This is a genomic window from Salimicrobium jeotgali, assembly GCF_001685435.2.
GTDB lineage: Bacteria > Bacillota > Bacilli > Bacillales > Halobacillaceae > Salimicrobium > Salimicrobium album.
The window spans coordinates 1,120,511-1,140,262 of record NZ_CP011361.2; the positions used below are offsets into that span (position 1 = coordinate 1,120,511).

Genomic DNA, 19,752 nt, shown 5'->3' on the forward strand with positions numbered 1-19,752 from the left:
GAGGACTGCTGAAGTATGACTAAAATTGGTTCACACGTTTCGATGAAAGGTAAAAAAATGCTTCAGGGGGCCAGTGAAGAAGCTGTCTCCTATGGCGCCAATACGTTCATGATCTATACAGGTGCCCCTCAAAACACGAAGAGGAGACCGATCGAAGAACTCAACATCGAGAACGGGCAGAAGCATATGGAGGAGCATGGAATCGAAGAATTTGTAGTGCACGCTCCTTATATCATCAACGTCGGTAATACTGTGAAGCCGGAAACGTTCGAGCTGGGCGTGGATTTTCTCAGAAATGAAATTTCAAGAACAGAAGCTCTCGGAGCAAAACAGATTGTTCTTCATCCGGGCTCTCACGTAGCTCAGGGGGCGGATCTCGGCATCGCCAAAATTATCGAAGGGCTGAATGAGGTGTTATATAAAGACCAGCACGTACAGATAGCACTGGAGACGATGGCCGGAAAAGGTTCTGAAATAGGCAGGAACTTCGAAGAGCTGGCTTCGATAATGGAAGGGGTGGAGCATGATGAACACCTTTCCGTATGCCTTGATACGTGTCACATTCACGATGCAGGCTACGACATTGTAAATGATTTCGATGGTGTGCTGGAAACGTTCGACCGTATTGTGGGACTCGACCGGCTGAAGGTTATTCACGTAAACGACAGTAAGAATGAGAGAGGGGCCGCCAAAGACCGGCACGAAAATATAGGTTTCGGTTATATCGGCTTTGAAGCTCTCCATCACGTCGTTCACCACCCTAAACTCAAAGATCTTCCCAAAATACTGGAGACCCCTTACGTAGGAGAAGATAAGAAAAATAAAAAACCCCCTTATCAGCACGAAATTGAAATGCTGGAGGCCGGGATTTTCGACCGGGATCTGAAAGAAAAAATTATGAATCAGTAAGTTCGCGACTGCTGCCGACCTCTATGAAACATTGGAGGGAAGCGGCAGTTTTTATATCTTTTATCATAGAAAAAGCCCTGACGAATATTTCTTCGTCAGGGCTGATGCCAAGGAAAGAGGATCAGTTAATGATTCCTTCTTCTCTTTGTTTTTCGTAATGTTCTTCGGCAAGTTTATCCACTTCTTTTTTCAGTTCCTCTACCATAATGTCTTCAGGAACTTTACGTATGATTTCACCGTGTCTGAATAACAGACCTTCGCCGCGGGCACCTGCAATTCCTATGTCGGCCTCACGGGCTTCGCCCGGACCGTTCACCGCACAGCCAAGTACTGCAACTTTGATGGGAGCTTTAATCGTCTGGATATACTCTTCCACTTCGTTGGCAATGCTGATCAGGTCGATTTCGATTCTCCCGCATGTAGGACAGGAGATGAGTGTGGCTGCGTTGGATGCCAAGCCATAGGTTTTAAGAAGCTCTCTCGCTACTTTCACTTCTTCCACAGGATCGGCACTCAGGCTGATACGCACGGTACTTCCGATGCCTTTGCTCAATATAGCGCCGAGACCGGCAGCACTTTTTACCGTTCCTGCGAACAGAGTACCTGATTCGGTTATACCTAAGTGAAGAGGGTATGAGATCTGTTCAGCAGCTTTTTCATAAGCTTCAATCGCCAATTTAACGTCGGAAGCTTTAAGAGAGACGATAATATCATGGAAATCCAGCTCTTCCAGAATCTGAATATGGTGAAGGGCACTTTCTACCATACCTTGAGCGGTCGGATATCCATATTTTTCGAGAATATGTCTTTCGAGTGAACCGGCGTTCACCCCAATACGGATCGGTACACCATTCGCTTTTGCTGCTTTTACAACTTCTTCGACTTTTTCACGTTTACCGATGTTTCCGGGGTTGATACGGATTTTGTCCGCTCCGCCTTCAATAGCTTTCAGTGCTTTACGGTAGTCAAAGTGAATATCTACGACAAGCGGTATATTGATTCTCTTTTTAATCTCGGGAATAGCGTCTGCTGCCCGGTCGTCGGGACAGGCTACGCGTACAATCTGACAGCCTGCTTCTTCCAGACGAAGAATTTCTGCCACAGTCGCTTCTACATCATGAGTTTTTGTGGTAGTCATGGACTGTACAACGACCTGGTCGGAACCTCCGATAGTGAGATTTCCTACTTTTACAGGTCTGGTGTCTTTTCTGTGAGTTATTGCCATTATGAATCGCTCCTTTTACATTAAAAGGTCTCTTGTCTCATTATAAAGGCCAATATTTTAAATGAGAAGTTTCCCTTTTTCCTTTATACTGAATAATAACATCATATCATGTTTAAAACTATCTACAAAGCAAGAGAAGTTATTGAAACGAAATACGTATATTTTTCGTACATATGGTAAAGGTGAGGTGAGTACTTTGTTGACATATGACTGGATTGCTTTCTTTATAACCTTCTTCAGTACAATGTTCCTTCTGGGGGAACTGCTCGTCCGTATGAAAGGCGTTTTTGCGCTGCTCGGTATCGGGTTTATTACTGTGTATTTCTCTTCGTATCTCGAGCCTGATATGTTCTTCCTGATGGGGGCGATGTATCTGCTGGGGCTGGCACTTCTCATCGTGGACGGAAAATTTGTGAACGACGGTACACTCGGTACGATCGGGGCGGTAATCATGGTACTATCCGTAAGTCTCAGTGCACCGAGCTGGGGAGCGGGATTATACAGTGCGAGCGGGGTAGTTCTTGGTGGATTATCTTCATTGGTATTCCTTAAAGTATTCCCTAAACGTCAGATGTGGAGCAAGGTTGCTTTGAATGATCAGTTATCCTCGGAGCTCGGGTATAACAGTATGAATGAGACATATAGAGCTCTTATCGGTGAAAATGCGACAGCCGTAACCGATATGCGCCCTACCGGAACGATAGAAGTAAAGGGGAAAGAATATAGTGCCACTACGAATGGTAAGTGGCTGGAAAAAGGAGAACAGTTGACCGTCGAGGATGCCGATGGTACAAGGATTCTCGTTACGAAGACAGAAACCTGAACAAATGGTTTCTGTCTTTGTTTGTAAAGATAATGTTAAGATTCGAAAATAACCTTTACAATAGCTCTTTCAATCATTAATAATGAGGACGGTAACAGAGAGAATGATTGATAACCAGCTGCCTGGGCAGTGAAAGGGTGAGGGGATTGGATATTAGTTATCAGGAAATTATATTTCAGTTTTTCGGTGGACTCGGAATATTTTTATTCGGTTTAAAGTATATGGCGGACGGTTTGCAGAGGACAGCCGGAGATCGCCTGAGAGATATTCTGGATAAATTTACGAAGAACCCTTTTATGGGAGTCATCGCCGGTGCAGTAGCAACGGGTTTTCTTCAAAGTAGTTCAACCACGACCGTGTTGACTGTCGGGCTTGTGAACGCAGGGTTCATGACCTTCAGACAGGCGATCGGGGTCATAATGGGAGCGAACATAGGTACTACACTTACAGCATTCATTATCGGTATTAATATTAAGGCATACGGGCTGCCTATTTTGGCAATCGGGGCCTTTATGATTTTCTTCTTTAAAAACCACAAAGTTTCCAACTGGGGCCAGACCATTTTCGGTTTCGGTGCACTCTTCTTCGGACTCGAGACGATGGGGAAAGGTGTAGAACCTCTTGAAAATGTTCAGACATTCACAGACCTCACAGTCAGCATGAGTAACAACCCGATTCTGGGTGTAGTCGTGGGAGTTCTGTTCACGGTTCTTGTCCAAAGTTCAAGTGCCACCATAGGTATTCTTCAGAGTCTGATGGGGGAAGGACTGGTATCCATTGATGCCGCCCTACCGGTGCTTTTCGGTGATAATATCGGTACTACCGTAACGGCGGCTCTTGCTGCAATCGGGGCAAGTGTCGGAGCCAAACGGGCAGCTTTCGCTCACGTTATCTTCAACGTGCTTGGAGCCGTAATCTTTCTTATGCTCCTCGTACCCTTCGAAGCTTATGTCAGATGGATAAGCAGTTATCTGGACCTGGGCCCCGAGATGACGATAGCTTTTGCTCACGGGTCGTTCAACATCGCGAACACGATTGTACAATTTCCATTCATCGCAATACTTGCATGGATAGTAATGAAACTGGTGCCGGGTGAGGATACGGTAATCGAGTACAAACCTCAGCACCTGGATCCGATCTTCATAGAACAGTCCCCGTCTCTTGCCCTGGACCAGGCGAAAGCAGAGATTATACGTATGGGAGACTATGCCTACAAAGGTCTCAGTGAAACGAACCTGTATCTCACAAGTAACCTGAGAAAACACTCCGAGCTTGCGACACAGGTGGAAGAAGCACTGAACAACCTCGACAGAAAAATCACAGATTACCTGGTCGACCTGTCGCAGACCTCACTTTCCGACGACGACAGTCATAAGCACGGGGCACTTCTGGACTCGGTGCGCGATTTCGAAAGGATAGGAGATCATTTTGAAAACCTTATAGAACTGATCGATTATAAAAATACGCACAAAGTGAACTTGACTGAACAGGCTCATGACGATCTGAATGAAATGTTCAGTCTGACTCTGGAAACGGTGAATCAGGCCACCAGATCTCTGGAATTCATGGATGAAGATGAAGCCCGGGAAGTAGTGCGGAAAGAAAATGAGCTTGACCGAATGGAACGTACTTACCGTAAGAAGCACATTATCAGATTGAACGAAGGAATCTGTTCAGGCCAGGCAGGTATCGTATTTGTGGATATGCTCAGTAACCTTGAGCGTATCGGTGATCATGCTGTAAACGTGGCGGAAGAAGTGCTTGGGGAGAAAGAAAACCTGTAGAAAAAGCAGGAGGAGGGAGGGGAAAACCTTCCTTCTCCATTAAATTTTCATGAACGTGTTGACAATAATAAATGACGCATGCTATATTAAATAGCGTCGTTAAAATACTTCATATGGCGGTGTAGCTCAGCTGGCTAGAGCGTACGGTTCATACCCGTGAGGTCGTGGGTTCGATTCCCTCCACCGCCATTACATATCTATGGCGGTTGTGGCGAAGTGGTTAACGCACCGGATTGTGGTTCCGGCATACGTGGGTTCGATCCCCATCAACCGCCCCATACGGACCCTTAGCTCAGCTGGTTAGAGCTATCGGCTCATAACCGATCGGTCGCAGGTTCGAGTCCTGCAGGGTCCATTATTACGGGGGAGTACCCAAGTACGGCTGAAGGGAGCGGCCTCGAAAGCCGCCAGGCGGTATTTATGCCGCGCGGGGGTTCGAATCCCTCCTCCTCCGCCACTTCCTTTACTTAGGCTCGGTAGCTCAGTCGGTAGAGCAACGGACTGAAAATCCGTGTGTCGGCGGTTCGATTCCGTCCCGAGCCATTTAAAAATGAACAGGCATCATCCGGAATCATCAAATTCATATGAATTTGATGATTTTTTGTTTAAACGGAAAGTAACTGAGGTAAACAATGGATGGATGCGGAAGGTAGTCGATCAAAACGTTTGCATCGATACTGACCGTTTGGTAAGTTAATAGTAAGGGTTTCAATCCCTTACATATTAAATACAAGGAGGATTTTATTTATGGCTAAATTTGAACTTCCAGAACTTCCATATGCTTATGATGCACTGGAACCGACAATCGACAAGGAAACGATGAACATCCATCATACCAAACACCACAACAAGTACGTATCAACATTGAATGATGCGTTGGAAGGTCACAGTGACCTGCAGGACAAATCCCTCGAAGAACTTCTTCAGAACAACCTGGAAATTGTTCCTGACGAGATTAAAACACCGGTACGCAGAAACGGCGGCGGTCACGCTAACCATGACCTTTTCTGGACTATCATGTCTCCGAACGGTGGCGGTGAGCCAAGTGGTAAACTTGCGGACGATATTAAACAGACGTTCGGAAGCTTTGAAGATTTCAAAGAGAAATTCGAAGCTACCGCTAAAGGCCGTTTTGGTTCCGGATGGGCCTGGCTCGTAGTTAATAACGGAAAACTTGAAGTTATTGATACACTGAACCAGGATTCTCCTCTTATGGAAGGTAAGACACCGGTACTCGGTCTGGACGTATGGGAGCACGCGTACTATCTCAACTACCAGAACCGTCGTCCTGACTATGTTGCAGCGTTCTGGAACGTTGTCAACTGGGACGAAGTAGAAAAACGCTATAACGAAGCTAAGTAATTCTTTACGCCCCTGCCGTTCATACGGCGGGGGTTTTGCTTAGGTTGCGGACCTTAGTTCCGCTCCCTGCGTACAGGCAGCTTCTGACGGAAAACATTCAAATAAAAGAAAAGTGTATTGTGAAAATGCTTGAAAGGGAAGCGACAATCTGCTATTATAATGAAGTCTGATTACAACTTTGAAATCATTAACATTAAAGAAATATTGGAGGGACAGAATATGCGCGTAAATATTACACTAGCCTGTACTGAAACAGGAGACCGTAACTATATTACTACTAAAAACAAACGCACAAACCCTGAGCGTCTTGAATTGATGAAGTATAGCCCACGCCAGGGGAAACACACTTTGCACCGTGAAACAAAATAAGCTTATCATCAGATCGCGACATTCACTGTTGCGATCTTTTTTTACATACGGAAGTACAGGCATTTCACTGCTTCAGGGGAGAGGGTGAGTCCATGAAGAAATTGATGCGTACTGAAATTATGCGTTACTTAAAGAACCTTTCGAGAGAACAGAGACATCGAATTGAGGAGGAACAGTTTGTAAACGTAACGGGTACTTCCCAATGGGAAAGAGCCCGTGTAATAGCTATAACAGTTTCCAAATACCCGGAATGGAGTACGAGAAACTTTATCGAAAAAGGGTGGGAGGAAGGTAAGAAGGTCGCGGTTCCCAAAGTCTCCCCAACTTTAAAAAGCATGGAGTTCTATCTCGTTCATACATATGAACAAATGAAAGAAGGATACAGCGGTATTTTGGAACCTGATCCTGAATTCTGTTCAATAATTCACAAAAAAGACATTGATTTACTTTTTGTGCCGGGCTTATTATTTAATTACGACGGGTATCGTATAGGGTTCGGCGGGGGCTTCTATGACCGTTACCTGGAAACATTTTCAGGAAAGACGTTATCTGTAACTTCCGAAAATCAATTGCAGGACTTCATACCCGTCGAAGATCACGATATACCCGTTCAGTTGATTGTAACAGAGAGCCGTCTTATCAATACTTCCGGGGAGGAATGAACTTATGATGAATATGCGAAATAGAGTAGTTATCATTGGGAACGGAGCGGTGGGTTCCAGTTACGCCTATGGACTCCTGAACCAGGGAGTGGCTGATGAGCTGGTGATCATCGATCTGGATAAAGATAAAGCGGAAGGAGATGTCATGGATTTGAATCATGGACTTGCTTTCGCACCATCTTCTATGCAGATAAGAACGGGGGACTACCGGGACTGTGAGGGAGCGGATATAGTTGTAATTACTGCGGGAGCCAATCAGAAGCCCGGAGAAACCAGACTGGACCTTGCCATGAAGAATACGGAAGTGTTCAAATCCATCGTTGATCAGGTGATGTCCCATTCATTTGATGGTATATTTATAGTAGCAACCAATCCTGTGGACGTTTTAAGTTATATGACCTGGAAGTTCTCCGGGTTATCCTCCGAGCGGGTTATAGGGTCCGGCACGATTCTGGATACCGCCAGATTGAGGTATCAGCTGGGAGATTATTTCCGTATCGATGCAAGAAATGTACACGCCTACATCATCGGTGAGCATGGTGATTCGGAATTGCCTGTCTGGAGTCATGCGAACGTGGGCGGTATTCCCGTGGATCAGTACATATCCATGCATACGGAGAGATATGATGAAAAGGATCTGGAACCTATTTTCCATAAAGTACGCGATGCGGCTTATCATATTATAGAAAGAAAAGGTGCTACTCATTATGGAATAGCAATGGGGCTGGTACGCCTGACCAAAGCGGTTCTCCGCAACGAAGATGCCCTGTTCACTGTATCGGTACTTCTTGAAGGGCAGTATGATGAGGAAGATGTGTACGTGGGCGTACCGGCGATCATTAACAGAAACGGCGTTAGGGAAATAGTGGAATTGAATTTACGACAGGACGAGAAGGATTTATTCAAGAAATCCGTCTCTGTAGTGAAGGATGCTGTGGAGCGCGTAAAACATTATTAAGTTGTGACGAAGGGGGAGGTTACATGGAGATGGAACAGCGGTATTTTTTTTGGAAGTTGGCGTATGATCTCGTCTCCCGCTTCGATTTTGAGATTATACATCTTCACCTGCAGCGTGAAGAGGTGTGGCTTGAGAAGTCGTCCGGAGGTCAGTCACACGTAATCCGTCTGCTGAACAAGGAATTTCACTGGTCTAATCACGTGAAGGCGGACATTGAGCATGTGAACAGACAGCTGGAGAAAAACAAAAGATATTTTTCGGGACGGATAAAAAACATCGATTTATTATATGTGGCTGAACACCCGACAGTAGACGAGTTCGATTCTCCGTCGGTAAAACTGGCACATAATTCGAACGTTATTTTTCTGAGTGATGATAATAAAGAGAGGGGACTGGAACAATTAGCTGCCACGAACAAGCTGGATCACCCGCCAGAAATCAACTATAAACTGCCGGATGCCCCTCTTGAATATGAATCTACCATTGAATATATGAAACATCAGCTTTATTCTATCAGGCAGAAGCAGCAGCAGAAAATGAGAGAAGTTTTCGAGTATGGAAAGCCCAGGATCACTTACCTCCTGTTGATAATAAACTTAATCATTTTTTATTATTTGGAAAGTGTCGGGAGTACTACTTCCATCAGCACTCTCATTGAATACGGAGCTAAGTATAATCCCGGAATCATCGAAGGGGAATGGTGGCGTCTTATATCTTCCATGTTTCTCCACATTGGTGTCCTGCATCTGCTGATGAACATGCTGGCTCTTTTTTATTTAGGTACAGCAGTCGAACAGATATATGGATCTTTCAGATTTACGATGATTTATTTTCTTGCAGGAATACTCGGTAGTGCAGCGAGTTTTTACTTCAATACTTCGGTGGCTGCAGGAGCTTCGGGAGCGATTTTCGGATTGTTCGGAGCGCTTTTATATTTTGCATGGCGGTATCCCTCTCTGTTTTTCCGCACGATGGGATGGAACCTTATTATACTGGTTGCGATTAATATCGTATTCGGTATAACGGTGCCCCAGGTGGATAACAGCGGTCACATGGGAGGACTTATCGGCGGTTTTCTGGCTGCGCAGCTGGTGGATCTGCCAAAACTTTCTCATCGGGTTTATCGGACAGTGTCTGTCGCCTTGTACGCTTTGGGGTTAGCTGTATTATTAGCATCAGGAAGCGGAGGTGATTTAAAACTTACGGCCGCAGATATACAGTATTTGCAGGAATTGCAGGAAGAAGAAAGATATGAAGATATGCTGGATATTACGGAAAGCCTGGAGAAGACGGAAGGCGAGTGGGAAGATGAATACTTATTTTTCCGATCATATGCTTACTTACAAACAGGAAAAGAAAATCTGGCATTCGACGACCTGAGAAAAGCCGTGGACATTGCTCCGGAGTTTGCTGAAGCTCATTTTAACCTGAGTATCCTTTATGAGCGCCGGGGTAATGAAAAGAAAGCGGAGTACCACCAGGAAAAGGCTGAGGAACTTAATGCAGAATTACGGAACAAAGATCCCGAACGGCCTGCTTCTTCGTAGTATGAAAGAAGCGCCGTTCTTTTTTGTGTTTGGAGAAATTTATAAATAATGCCCGTTCCAGCAGAGTTCCATCGTTTCTTTTGTCAGGCAGGATTGATATAATGAAGGCGGTGATAAAGATGAAAACAATTTACGATATCCAACAGTTTCTGAAGAAATTCGGAACCATTATTTATGTCGGAGACCGGGAAGCGGGCCTCGAACTAATGGAAGATGAAATCCAGGAACTGTATAAATCTCAATGCATGACCCAGGAAGACTACCGTATGGCTATACTATTGCTGCGTTCGGAGATAGCCCGGGAGAAGGACAGGAAAAGAAAAGAGGTCTAATACTGCTATGGAAAAAGATAAATATATTGGTGTTGATATCGGTGGTACTACTGTAAAAATGGCTGTTCTTGATAGAGATGGGGAAATGATACATAAGTGGGAGATACCCACCGTTACTGAGGAAAGCGGGAACAGTATCATTTCTGATGTCGCTTTGTCTCTGGAGCATACACTGGATGAGCTGAAAATTGATAAACGTACACTTCATGGTATAGGAGTAGGAGCACCGGGGTTCATAGAGCAGGAAGAAGGTTACGTTTATGAAGCTATAAATATAGGCTGGAAAGACTTCGGAATGGGAGAAGCCTTAAAACAGGCTGCCGGCCTGCAGGTATGGGCTGATAATGATGCTAATATCGCAGCACTCGGGGAAAACTGGCTCGGAGCGGGGCATAATTGCGCCAGTATGGTGGCAGTCACTCTTGGAACCGGTGTAGGTGGCGGTATTATCGTCAATCATAAGGTGATCAACGGTACGAACGGAACCGGTGGAGAGATTGGTCACATCACAGTAAAACCGGGGTCTCCGCATTATTGTAATTGCGGCAGATACGGGTGCCTCGAAACAGAAGCGTCTGCGACGGCGATAGCTCGTAAAGCGAAAGAAAGACAGTTGAAGAATGAAAACGGGTTTTTATCATCCATTAAAAATCCGGAAGCAAAAGACGTATTCGAGGGGCTGAAACAAGACGACGAAGACTGCCGGCTTATAGTGAAAGACGTCACGGATCAGCTGGGTCTGGCTCTGGCCAACCTCGCAGTTTCCATCAATCCGGAAAAGATAGTGATAGGCGGAGGTGTATCGAAAGCCGGCGAACAGCTTATAGAACCTTTGAAGACGGCTTTCCGTAAGTATGCTCTTCCACGTGTCAGGGAAGTCTGTGACATCAGTATCGCCGAGCTTGGTAATGATGCAGGTGTTATAGGAGGCGCCTTCCTGGTTAAGACAAAGACGGAGAACAAACAGACCGGGGCTCAGGAAAGATAATCGCTCCCTTGCGATCGACTTCGTTATTTTCATTTACTTGAAACTTATGAAAGCAGTCGAACGTTATAATAAAGAAAGGTGTTATCTTCTGCGAGGCAGGAGATGGTATGTAAAGTGTTTTGTTGTGAAGCGGAACGAGGAGGAAATTTAATGAAAGAATTAATAAGGAGAACTCCCTTATTTGTTCTTGCAGCCATTTTGTTCGGTTTAAAAACTTATTTGGTCTACAGATTCATGTTCGGCATTTCTATCGATAGTGCGTTGCAGGAACTTATATTAATTCTGAATCCGCTTGTCAGTGCCTATGTGATTTTTGTTATAAGCATTTGGCTGAAAACGAATAAACAAGGAAGATACCTGAAATATTCATCGCTATTAGCAACTCTTGTACTATATGTGAATTTGCTGTTTTATCGTAATTTCACGGATTTCATTACACTTCCCGTCCTTTTTCAGGGAAACAATGCGGCAGATCTGACTTCAAGTATTTTTACTCTGATCCACTTCACGGATCTGCTGCTGTTTCTGGATGTGATTTTGATCTGGATTCTCAGTAGAAATCCCGGATGGCCCGCCATTTCTGAAAAACCGCAGAAAGTAGCGGCTACGGCAGTTATGTTTCTGCTGCTTGCGATGAACGTCACTTTAGCTGAAGTGGAGAGGCCCATGCTTTTTACAAGAACGTTTGACAGGGAGTATCTGGTGAAGAATATCGGACTGTTCAACTATCACATATATGACTTGACGATGCAGACGAGAACACAGGCCCAGAGAGTGTTTGCAGACGGAAGTGAAATAGAAAAAATCCGTAATTATATAGCCGATCAAAAGGGAGAAGAATCGTCGAAGACAGAACTTTTCGGCATAGCCGAAGACAAAAACGTAGTTTTGGTAAGTGTGGAGTCGATGCAGAACTTTGTTTTGGATAAAGAAGTGAATGGGGAGGAGATAACCCCTTTTATGAACGATCTGAAAGAAAATAAAGATACTTTATGGTTCAAGAACTTCTATCATCAGACAGCACAGGGGAAAACGTCGGACTCCGAGTTCCTCGTAGAAAACTCTTTGTACCCTCTCGACCGGGGGGCTGTTTATTTTACACATGCCCAGAACTATTACAATGCGTTGCCCGAATTGTTGAATGAAAAGGGGTATACTACTTCCGTGTTCCACGCTAACAATGAAAGTTTCTGGAACCGGGACGTCATGTACGATAATATCGGGTATGATCATTTTTATTCGAAAGAAGATTTTGAAATCAAGGAAGAGAATTCTTTCGGTTGGGGTCTGGAAGACAAAGCATTTTTCGAACAGTCCATTCCATATTTGAAAGAACAGGAGCAGCCGTTTTACAGCAAGTTTATAACACTTACCCATCACTTTCCTTTTGACCTCCCGGAAGATAAAGCATCGATCGATAAACTGGATACAAATTCCACTACACTGAATCAATACGTACAGACAGCGAGGTACACGGACGAGTCGCTGAAGGAATTTATGAACCGGATGAAAGAAAAAGGTATGTATGAAGATACGATGTTTATATTCATGGGAGATCACTATGGAATAAGTGAATTCCATAAAGGTGCCATGAGTAATTATCTCGGCCGGGATATTAACGGATACGAACATATCCAGCTTCAACGTGTCCCTTTAATGATTCATATACCTGGTTCGGGGGAAGGGAAAATCTATGAAAAAATCGCCGGACAAATAGATATGAAGCCCACGATACTGCACTTATTGGGAATCGAGGAGAAAAGGGATATTAATTTTGGTGAGAACATGCTGGCAGAACACAGGAAGGATTTTATAGCTATGCGCGATGGCAGCTTTATAACGAAAGATTATATTTATTCGAAATCTGTCTGTTATGATAAGGAAACCGGTGAGCCTGTCGAATTGCCTCCGGAAGAGGAATCGCCTTGTGAACCTTTTAAAGAAAAAGTATCGAAAGAACTCGAGTATTCGGACAACATCATTTATGGAGATTTATTCAGGTTTTATGATTTCAAAGATTAGCCATGGGACCGTCCTTTTTAGCACAGGACGGTCTTTCCTTTATCGGGAGAACGCATAGGGGGTAAATAAATGTGATCGAATTCAGAAATGTGAGCCACGGGCCGCTCAGAGATATTTCTTTTACGCTTCAAAAACAGGAGCGGGCTATTCTTTTCGGACCTTCAGGAACCGGAAAAAGTACGCTTCTTTTTCTTTTTAATCGGCTGAAAGATCCGGAGGAGGGGGGAATTTTTTACAACGGAAAACCTTTGGCAGATGTACCAATTATCGAACTGCGTCAAAAATTCGGTCTGCTTCTTCAATCTCCGAATCTATTTCCGGGCACTGTCCTCGATAATTTGAAATATGGCCCTTCTCTCACTAATTCGTGGCGACCGGGCAGAGAGAAGGAGCTGCTTGAGTATGTCCAGCTGTCTCCGGAGATGAAAGACCGTGACGTCGATCATCTGTCGGGAGGTCAGCAGCAACGGGTGTCTCTGGCGAGGACTCTTGCAAATGAACCGGAGGTGCTTTTACTGGATGAGCCGACAAGCGCTCTTGATGATAAAACTGGAGAAGATATCGAAACGGTGCTGAAGGAGCTTATTGAACAGCAGGGGCTTACGATGGTAATGGTGACCCACCAGATGGCCCAGGCGAGAAGATTGGGGACAAATGGCTTGTTCATGAATGAAGGAACTATTGAGGAACATGGAAAAATACCGGAAATGCTTGAGCAGCCGCAAAGTAGAGCATTGAAGGAATATTTACAGGGATAGGGGGGGGAATCATGTCACCTGAAATTTCGAGCCAGTCTTTATGGTTTTTGATTATTTTTGTAGTTATACCGCTATCCGTATCTTATTTCTATCAACTGGGGTTAAGCCGCAATGTCATAGTCGCTTCTCTCAGAGGTACTGTGCAGCTTTTTGCGATCGGTTATATCCTTACTTACTTATTCGATTTAAATGCATATATAGGTATTCCTTTAATGGTAACGGTCATGCTGGTAGTTGCAAGCTTTCATGCAAGAAAGAAAGGGAAAGAATTGCCGCATATTCTTCCTGTGATTTTTGGCGGGCTCGTGCTCGTGGAAGTCAGCGTACTGGCCATGTGGCTTCTTTTCGGCATGGTGGAATTCATCCCCTCCGAAGTTATACCGATGAGCGGGATGGTCATCGGGAACAGTATGGTAGCGATGGGACTTGCGCTCGAAAGGATGAAAAGTGAGTTCACCGAGAATAGGGGGAGGCTTCTTGCTGCTCTTTCGTTAGGGGCGGAACCGAAACAGGCATCCACGCTGATTGTTCGGAGAACTTTGAATGCAGCACTCATTCCGAACGTGGACAGAATCAAGACCATTGGACTTGTCCAGCTTCCGGGAATGATGACGGGACTGATTCTCGGAGGAGTGGAGCCGATTATGGCTATCAAATACCAGTTGGTAATTTCCCTCAGTATATTTTCATCCGTATCTTTAAGTGCGATGTTCGTCACGCTTATTATGTACAGACACTTTTTTACGGAAAACAAGCAATTGCTTGAATCGGAAGAAGCGATGCTCGCTTATGCTTCCAATCAGGAAAAATAAAAAAGACGCTGAGAATCTCAGCGTCTTTTTAGCCGAATAAATTAGCATAGATGGTCATTACGGAAAACCATCCGAATACTGCTGCAGAAATTAAAGAAAAAGCTACGGCAAGAAAGTTTTTAGTTTTAATTTCCCGGAAAATTGCCATGACGCAAAGAATAGTCACGAGCAAAAACAGGATAGCTGTTACCATGTCCGCACCTCCCAGTTGATTCTATCTGTACTGTTGTACGAGATGTTATACTTATGTAAGATATTCATTCTTCACTTATTTTATAGGATTTTTTCTATTTTGTCGAGGAATAAAAATGTAAAGCTGATAATGGAGGGACATTATGTTACGGATTGCAAGAATACCACTCGGACCTCTGGGTACGAATGGCTATGTACTTTATGAAAATGGCAGGGCTCTCGTTATTGATCCGGGTGGTGATTTTGATAAGTTGAGAAAACTTATGGACGAAAAAGAATTGAAGGTGGAAGCGATAATTCTGACTCACGCTCATTTTGATCATATAGGGGCACTTGAAGAAACGAGGACGCACTATGACGCTCCCGTTTTTCTCCATCTGGACGAAGCCGGGTGGCTGAGTGACCCTGCAAAAAACGGTTCGGAATGGTTTGGGATGGATCCTGTCATTGCTGCGGACCCTGATTTTATATTGGAGGAAGGAAAGCAGAAGATCGGAGCGTTTTCCTTTGAAGTCCGACACGTCCCGGGTCATTCTCCCGGAAGCGTAGCTTTAGTGTTCCGGAATGAAAGGTTCACTATCGCCGGAGATACATTGTTTCAGGGAGGGATAGGTCGGACTGATTTGCCCGGTGGAGATCATGAACAGCTGCTGGATGCGATATTAAGTGAACTGTTCACCCTTCGTGACGATATGAGAATCTATCCCGGGCACGGAGATCCCACGACCGTTGGAGATGAAAGAAAATCGAATCCTTTTCTTACCTAAAAAAACGTTCCATTAGTGCACAGCACTGATGGAACGTTTTTTTTAGTGACCAAAACCTGGTTGTAAAATAAACGAGGTATAATAAGTAAAACCAATCATAAAGACTGTCAAATAAGAGAAAAATATGTAGATATACATACGTTCAGACAGCTTGAGAAAGCCAATCGCAAGGAAAAAGGCAGTTTGAGCCAGGGATATCAATGTAGCTTCCATCATGTCACCAGCGTAAAACATGACAGCAAATATACCTGTCCAAAAGGCCAGCGTACGAAACATACGATCCATACTTCTTCCCCTCCTTCATATTAAACTATCATTCACATTATATACGAGAATAATCAGGATGTAAATGAAACGTAAGAGGGAATCTAATCCAATTTGTAAGTTTGTTTGTAATTTTTGTGTAAATCTTTGTAGATTACCGTGTATGTGCACAAGATTCGGACTTCTTCATCGTTGCAGGTGACAGATGCCTCTCCATCCGTCAGGGGACGGCGGATAGTTAGTGGAAAGCTTGTGGAAGAGATAATGAACGGGGTCCATTTATCATAAACGGACTGGTAGTATCGCTGGGTCTGATAGCTTTTTTTAATTGCCTGATTCAGTTCCATGTTTTGATAATAGGTATGGATCATATAACCGAATACCAGCAAAAACATAAATAGTAAAGCCGAAACCCAGGGGTAGTAGAATCCCTTTTCATTTACCGGGAACGTATAGCGATTTTTCAAACCGTTCTCCACCTTCGTATTCAATTTTTACATGCAATACGTCCGACTTAAAAAAGAAAGTCATATCCCTTATGTCGAATAGTAACGTTTCATGTCCCTTACCGCTCACTCTTCTTCTTACTAAGTTACGATATTGTTCTATAGAGACGATACTTCCCTCTATATTAGTGTAATGGAGATTATTCTTTTGAACATTCACTGAAGAGGCCGTGTTCAGTTCTTCCTGCAGCAGCTGAATATATTGGTGTGTTTGCCAGTCCCCGTTCCACTCCAAAGGTCTCAAATAATTCATCAGGGGGACTAACACGACGAGTGCTGTCAAAAGGATCGAAAGGGATAACAGCACTTCCATTAACGTGAAACCTTTCGTATCTTTAATCATACAGACAAAGCTCCTGTTGCTGTCCGTTCTCCCAACGTGCGCAGTATCTATGGGATTCTTTCAGTACAGTGACCGGATACTTATATTCGATTTCGCCCGCGTGTGAATCCAGTATAGTGTAATTGTGCAACAGCATCAGAATTTCACGCTCGTCTTTCAAATGATTCAATGATGTATGGACGGTAATAAAAGAAGGGAAAATCAGAGCGGTAAAAACAGTGATAAGAGCAAGTGTTCCGACAGCTTCCAGTAATACAAATCCTTTATTGTTCATCAATAACGACCCCGTTTCTGCTGAAAGGAAAGGTGACTTTATACTGTTTATCTCCGGTATGGAACCACATTGTACCCGGAGTGCTGATTGTACCGTTCACGTGAAAAGTCGTATAGGATTTCAAAGTTGCAAGCTGTATCTCCCATTCGGGAGGGAACTCTTCCTGTATTATAGGGGAAGAGCCCCAGCTTTCATAAATGCGATAAACGTTGTTGACTTTATCAATATAGAGCGTATGTTCTATTCCCTTCTGAACACTCATCTGCTGAGCAAAATGTATGTCGTCGGCAAATTGTTGAATGGTCTGCTTCTCTGTGAGATGAGAATGACTTAAGTGCTGGCCGGGAGCTAAAATAGCAAGCGAAACGGTAATGAAACAAAGAACCACTATCACTTCTACCATCGTGAAACCTTTATGGTTGTAAAACACTCGAAGTTATTTCTCCGGTTGAACTGTCGTAATTAGGGATCTCTCCGTTAGGACATGTGCTTTGTTTCAGGTATCCTTCGTCTTCCAGAGTTTCCAGACTTAAAGGGAAAGCTCCGGTTTTCATAAAATAAGATTCTATCTGTGCCTCTGCTGTCAGAGTGAAAGCTTCACACCCTTTTGTTCTGATAGTGTTGTTATTTTCGGTGATGTTCGGAAGTGCCACGATAAGCAACACAGTGATTATAAGTAAGACTACAAGCATTTCTATTAATGTAAAACCGGCATTATTTTTCATTATGGTACACCTCATTTTTAATATGTTTCTATCCAGCTGTATAAAGGAAGCATTATAGACAGATAGATGGAAATAATTACTACTGCAGTTATAATCAGAAATATCGGCTGTATAAGCTGAATCGTCTTCTCAGTTTTCATCTGCAGCTGCTCCAGAAACATCCCCGCAAGCAGCGATAGTTCATCAGCCAGTGCCTGGTTGTCATTAGCTTCGTGGAAGATTGACACCATTTCTTTACGCATTAATACTGTTTCGTTAGCTGCCATGCCCAGAGTGTTCCCTTCGGATAAAGATTCGAGAATAGTCCGGGCGCTGAAGGAGAGTTCCTGCTGGTTTCTCTGGGAAATAAGAATATCAAGCACCTGATTAAGGGAGAAACCCGCTTTAAGCATGGAGCTCGCATGGATCGCAAACTGATAGCTGACAATGTAAGTTTTTATACTTAGAACAAACGGGATTCTTCTGTAAACATTCATTTTTGTCTCGAATTTCAGTCTAGGAGCAGCCAGTTTGTATACGAAAAAAGTGGTGCCGGCAATAACCGAAAGAAGAACAAAGAAAGATATGGAATAATCTATGGTCTGAAAGATGTAAAGGGACCACGGTTTATTCTCTTCATGTTCATAAAGGTTTTGAAAACTCGGAATTACGGACTTTTTCATGAAATAAAAGGTCAACAACAGAAACAACATTAAAATGACAGGATACCTCAACGTGTGCGCAAGTTTCTTTTTAGTTTGATAAGTTATGGTTAATAATTGAAAACACTGATGGAATAAAGAGGGGAAATCTTTTCTCATCTTTCCGAAGTAAAGGAAAGATATGACGAGGGAAGAAAAGCGGGCTTCGGCAAACGCCTTCTCCATAGGTTCGCCTTTTTCGAAATGATATAAAAGCTGCGAAGTCAAAGGCTTCAGGTCCTGGTCCCAGCCTGTAATGTTTAACGCCCGGGGCAGGGAATATCCTTTGTTCAGCAATGGGTACATTCTTTTGAAGAAATGAATCTGCAGTGGGACAGCGAGAGTTTTCCGATTAAATAAATCCATAGGCCCATGCTTTCTTTTTCAGGTGAGGGAAGGTATGAGAAGTAACAGGGGGGGAACCTTTCAAGGCGGTGGAAAGAGCAGCATCTTCCAGTATTTCCAGAATGGCCACTCTGCGCTTAATAGCGGAAGAAAGAAGCAGTTTCTGACTGGCGACTGCCCTTAAAGTCTGCTCCAAATCAACTTTCGGTATATTCATTTCCTGGAGCCTTCTGATTGTACCCAGAGCGTTTTTGGCATGAAGGGTACTGAAAACCAGATGACCGCTGAGAGCTGCCCGTACTGCAAAATGTGCCGTGGCTTCATCCCGGAGTTCTCCCACGATGATGATATCCGGATCATGTCGTAAAGCGGCTTTCAGTCCTTCGTTGTAATCGAAAGCATTTTTTTCATTCACCTGTACCTGAATGACACCGGGTACACTTCTTTCCACCGGATCCTCCAGGGTAATAAGCTGGAGGTGCCCTTTTTGTGCAAGTATTTCCATTAGGGCATATAGAGTCGTTGATTTGCCACATCCGGTCGGACCCGTAAAAAGAACAAGACCTGAGGTGTAACCGATCCATTTCATAACCCTCTTCATTTGTTCAGGAAAGAGGAAAAGCTCACCGATAGAAAGATTTTCGGTTACGGAAAACAGCCGGATGGCAAGACTTTCCGTAGAAGAAAGGGGTAATGTCGACAACCTGAGGTCTGTAGAAAGACCGCGGGAAAGGTAAGAGAGTTTGCCGTTTTGAGGGAGCTTCATTTCTCCTATATCCATTTCCGAGGAGAATTTCAGAAATGTGAGAAGTTTGTTGTAAAGGGGGAGAGGGAGGGAGCGGGAAAAAACCCGGAGTCCCTGTACGCGGAAATAAACGTGGACGTTTTCATCCTCCGGAATAAAATGAATATCCGAAGCTTTCCGGTCCAGGGCTTCATCAATAATTCTTCTGCTTAATTCTTTGGCGTTCAACTCATTAATCACCTCTTCTTATGTTTATAGTAATATATATTCGACCCCGAAGGAGATATTCCTCTTTTTTGTCTGGCCCGCGCTTCTTTATTTTAGAAAATTTTCAATTAAGTGAAATATTATATCCTGGTA

At 43.9% G+C, this 19,752-nt stretch carries 24 protein-coding genes and 5 tRNA genes; 19 read left to right on the forward strand and 10 right to left on the reverse strand.

Annotation, left to right across the window (positions count from 1 at the left end):
- Positions 1 to 15: 15 nt before the first annotated feature.
- Positions 16 to 909: a deoxyribonuclease IV gene (locus AAV35_RS05575; RefSeq protein WP_008588822.1), complete on the forward strand. Its 894-nt coding sequence runs from the start codon at positions 16 to 18 to the stop codon at positions 907 to 909.
- 121 nt (positions 910 to 1,030) lie between these two features.
- Here AAV35_RS05575 and ispG read toward each other — a convergent pair whose 3' ends face one another.
- Positions 1,031 to 2,134, reverse strand: a complete 1,104-nt coding sequence (ispG, locus tag AAV35_RS05580; protein ID WP_008588823.1) for a flavodoxin-dependent (E)-4-hydroxy-3-methylbut-2-enyl-diphosphate synthase — start codon at positions 2,132 to 2,134, stop codon at positions 1,031 to 1,033.
- A 199-nt stretch (positions 2,135 to 2,333) separates the two neighbouring features.
- Between ispG and AAV35_RS05585 the strand changes: the two genes are divergently transcribed.
- The 17 genes from AAV35_RS05585 to AAV35_RS05665 all read left to right on the forward strand — a co-directional run bounded on the left by AAV35_RS05585 (position 2,334) and on the right by AAV35_RS05665 (position 14,551).
- The gene (locus AAV35_RS05585) at positions 2,334 to 2,957 is read left to right on the forward strand and encodes an NfeD family protein (RefSeq protein WP_008588826.1); all 624 of its coding nucleotides are present in this window, start codon (positions 2,334 to 2,336) and stop codon (positions 2,955 to 2,957) included.
- A gap of 146 nt (positions 2,958 to 3,103) precedes the next feature.
- Positions 3,104 to 4,741 carry a Na/Pi cotransporter family protein gene (locus AAV35_RS05590; protein WP_008588828.1) on the forward strand — a complete coding sequence of 546 codons (1,638 nt, stop codon included), beginning with the start codon at positions 3,104 to 3,106 and terminating at the stop codon, positions 4,739 to 4,741.
- A 115-nt stretch (positions 4,742 to 4,856) separates the two neighbouring features.
- Positions 4,857 to 4,930: transfer RNA gene (locus AAV35_RS05595), tRNA-Met, on the forward strand.
- 13 nt (positions 4,931 to 4,943) lie between these two features.
- A tRNA-His gene (locus AAV35_RS05600) sits at positions 4,944 to 5,019 on the forward strand.
- A 3-nt stretch (positions 5,020 to 5,022) separates the two neighbouring features.
- Positions 5,023 to 5,096 (forward strand) — tRNA-Ile (locus AAV35_RS05605).
- 7 nt (positions 5,097 to 5,103) lie between these two features.
- Positions 5,104 to 5,198 (forward strand) — tRNA-Ser (locus tag AAV35_RS05610).
- Between the two features lie 13 nt (positions 5,199 to 5,211).
- Positions 5,212 to 5,284, forward strand: a tRNA-Phe gene (locus AAV35_RS05615).
- A gap of 204 nt (positions 5,285 to 5,488) precedes the next feature.
- Positions 5,489 to 6,103, forward strand: coding sequence for a superoxide dismutase (locus AAV35_RS05620; protein ID WP_008588831.1), 615 nt, complete (start codon positions 5,489 to 5,491; stop codon positions 6,101 to 6,103).
- Between the two features lie 219 nt (positions 6,104 to 6,322).
- Complete coding sequence (rpmG, locus tag AAV35_RS05625) at positions 6,323 to 6,472, forward strand: 50S ribosomal protein L33 (protein WP_073991986.1); 150 nt, start codon at positions 6,323 to 6,325, stop codon at positions 6,470 to 6,472.
- Positions 6,473 to 6,564: 92 nt separating this feature from the next.
- The gene (locus tag AAV35_RS05630; RefSeq protein ID WP_008588836.1) at positions 6,565 to 7,134 is read left to right on the forward strand and encodes a 5-formyltetrahydrofolate cyclo-ligase; all 570 of its coding nucleotides are present in this window, start codon (positions 6,565 to 6,567) and stop codon (positions 7,132 to 7,134) included.
- Between the two features lie 4 nt (positions 7,135 to 7,138).
- A complete protein-coding gene (locus AAV35_RS05635; protein ID WP_008588838.1) occupies positions 7,139 to 8,092 on the forward strand; it encodes an L-lactate dehydrogenase in 954 nt (317 codons plus the stop codon).
- Positions 8,093 to 8,115: 23 nt separating this feature from the next.
- Entirely contained in the window at positions 8,116 to 9,639 is a 1,524-nt protein-coding gene (locus tag AAV35_RS05640) for a rhomboid family protein (RefSeq protein ID WP_008588840.1), read from the forward strand.
- A gap of 119 nt (positions 9,640 to 9,758) precedes the next feature.
- On the forward strand, positions 9,759 to 9,971 hold the full coding sequence (locus AAV35_RS05645) for a YqgQ family protein (protein ID WP_008588843.1): 213 nt from the start codon (positions 9,759 to 9,761) through the stop codon (positions 9,969 to 9,971).
- A 7-nt stretch (positions 9,972 to 9,978) separates the two neighbouring features.
- The gene (locus tag AAV35_RS05650) at positions 9,979 to 10,959 is read left to right on the forward strand and encodes an ROK family glucokinase (RefSeq protein WP_008588860.1); all 981 of its coding nucleotides are present in this window, start codon (positions 9,979 to 9,981) and stop codon (positions 10,957 to 10,959) included.
- Positions 10,960 to 11,109: 150 nt separating this feature from the next.
- On the forward strand, positions 11,110 to 12,981 hold the full coding sequence (locus AAV35_RS05655; RefSeq protein WP_008588863.1) for an LTA synthase family protein: 1,872 nt from the start codon (positions 11,110 to 11,112) through the stop codon (positions 12,979 to 12,981).
- 71 nt (positions 12,982 to 13,052) lie between these two features.
- The gene (locus tag AAV35_RS05660; protein WP_008588864.1) at positions 13,053 to 13,739 is read left to right on the forward strand and encodes an ABC transporter ATP-binding protein; all 687 of its coding nucleotides are present in this window, start codon (positions 13,053 to 13,055) and stop codon (positions 13,737 to 13,739) included.
- An 11-nt stretch (positions 13,740 to 13,750) separates the two neighbouring features.
- A complete protein-coding gene (locus AAV35_RS05665; RefSeq protein WP_008588866.1) occupies positions 13,751 to 14,551 on the forward strand; it encodes an ABC transporter permease in 801 nt (266 codons plus the stop codon).
- A 28-nt stretch (positions 14,552 to 14,579) separates the two neighbouring features.
- On the opposite strand, the gene AAV35_RS05670 is transcribed toward AAV35_RS05665, so the two are convergent.
- A complete protein-coding gene (locus tag AAV35_RS05670; RefSeq protein WP_008588876.1) occupies positions 14,580 to 14,744 on the reverse strand; it encodes a DUF2759 domain-containing protein in 165 nt (54 codons plus the stop codon).
- 142 nt (positions 14,745 to 14,886) lie between these two features.
- Between AAV35_RS05670 and AAV35_RS05675 the strand changes: the two genes are divergently transcribed.
- Positions 14,887 to 15,510, forward strand: coding sequence for an MBL fold metallo-hydrolase (locus AAV35_RS05675; protein WP_008588878.1), 624 nt, complete (start codon positions 14,887 to 14,889; stop codon positions 15,508 to 15,510).
- A 42-nt stretch (positions 15,511 to 15,552) separates the two neighbouring features.
- Here AAV35_RS05675 and AAV35_RS05680 read toward each other — a convergent pair whose 3' ends face one another.
- The 8 genes from AAV35_RS05680 to comGA all read right to left on the reverse strand — a co-directional run bounded on the left by AAV35_RS05680 (position 15,553) and on the right by comGA (position 19,620).
- Entirely contained in the window at positions 15,553 to 15,795 is a 243-nt protein-coding gene (locus tag AAV35_RS05680; protein WP_008588880.1) for a DUF2626 domain-containing protein, read from the reverse strand.
- Between the two features lie 83 nt (positions 15,796 to 15,878).
- Positions 15,879 to 16,241 carry a hypothetical protein gene (locus AAV35_RS05685; RefSeq protein ID WP_008588881.1) on the reverse strand — a complete coding sequence of 121 codons (363 nt, stop codon included), beginning with the start codon at positions 16,239 to 16,241 and terminating at the stop codon, positions 15,879 to 15,881.
- Positions 16,210 to 16,623 (reverse strand): competence type IV pilus minor pilin ComGF, encoded by a 414-nt coding sequence (locus AAV35_RS05690; protein ID WP_008588882.1) that lies wholly within the window; start codon positions 16,621 to 16,623, stop codon positions 16,210 to 16,212. The genes AAV35_RS05685 and AAV35_RS05690 overlap by 32 nt, the downstream gene beginning before the upstream one ends.
- Positions 16,616 to 16,897: a hypothetical protein gene (locus tag AAV35_RS05695; RefSeq protein ID WP_008588883.1), complete on the reverse strand. Its 282-nt coding sequence runs from the start codon at positions 16,895 to 16,897 to the stop codon at positions 16,616 to 16,618. The genes AAV35_RS05690 and AAV35_RS05695 overlap by 8 nt, the downstream gene beginning before the upstream one ends.
- Positions 16,887 to 17,327, reverse strand: coding sequence for a competence type IV pilus minor pilin ComGD (gene comGD, locus AAV35_RS05700; RefSeq protein ID WP_008588885.1), 441 nt, complete (start codon positions 17,325 to 17,327; stop codon positions 16,887 to 16,889). The genes AAV35_RS05695 and comGD overlap by 11 nt, the downstream gene beginning before the upstream one ends.
- Positions 17,311 to 17,622 carry a competence type IV pilus major pilin ComGC gene (gene comGC / locus AAV35_RS05705; protein ID WP_008588886.1) on the reverse strand — a complete coding sequence of 104 codons (312 nt, stop codon included), beginning with the start codon at positions 17,620 to 17,622 and terminating at the stop codon, positions 17,311 to 17,313. The genes comGD and comGC overlap by 17 nt, the downstream gene beginning before the upstream one ends.
- Before the next feature lie 17 nt (positions 17,623 to 17,639).
- Positions 17,640 to 18,668, reverse strand: coding sequence for a type II secretion system F family protein (locus AAV35_RS05710; protein ID WP_008588888.1), 1,029 nt, complete (start codon positions 18,666 to 18,668; stop codon positions 17,640 to 17,642).
- Positions 18,655 to 19,620: a competence type IV pilus ATPase ComGA gene (gene comGA / locus AAV35_RS05715; protein ID WP_008588889.1), complete on the reverse strand. Its 966-nt coding sequence runs from the start codon at positions 19,618 to 19,620 to the stop codon at positions 18,655 to 18,657. Before comGA ends, AAV35_RS05710 begins: the two co-directional genes overlap by 14 nt.
- Between the last annotated feature and the right edge of the window lie 132 nt (positions 19,621 to 19,752).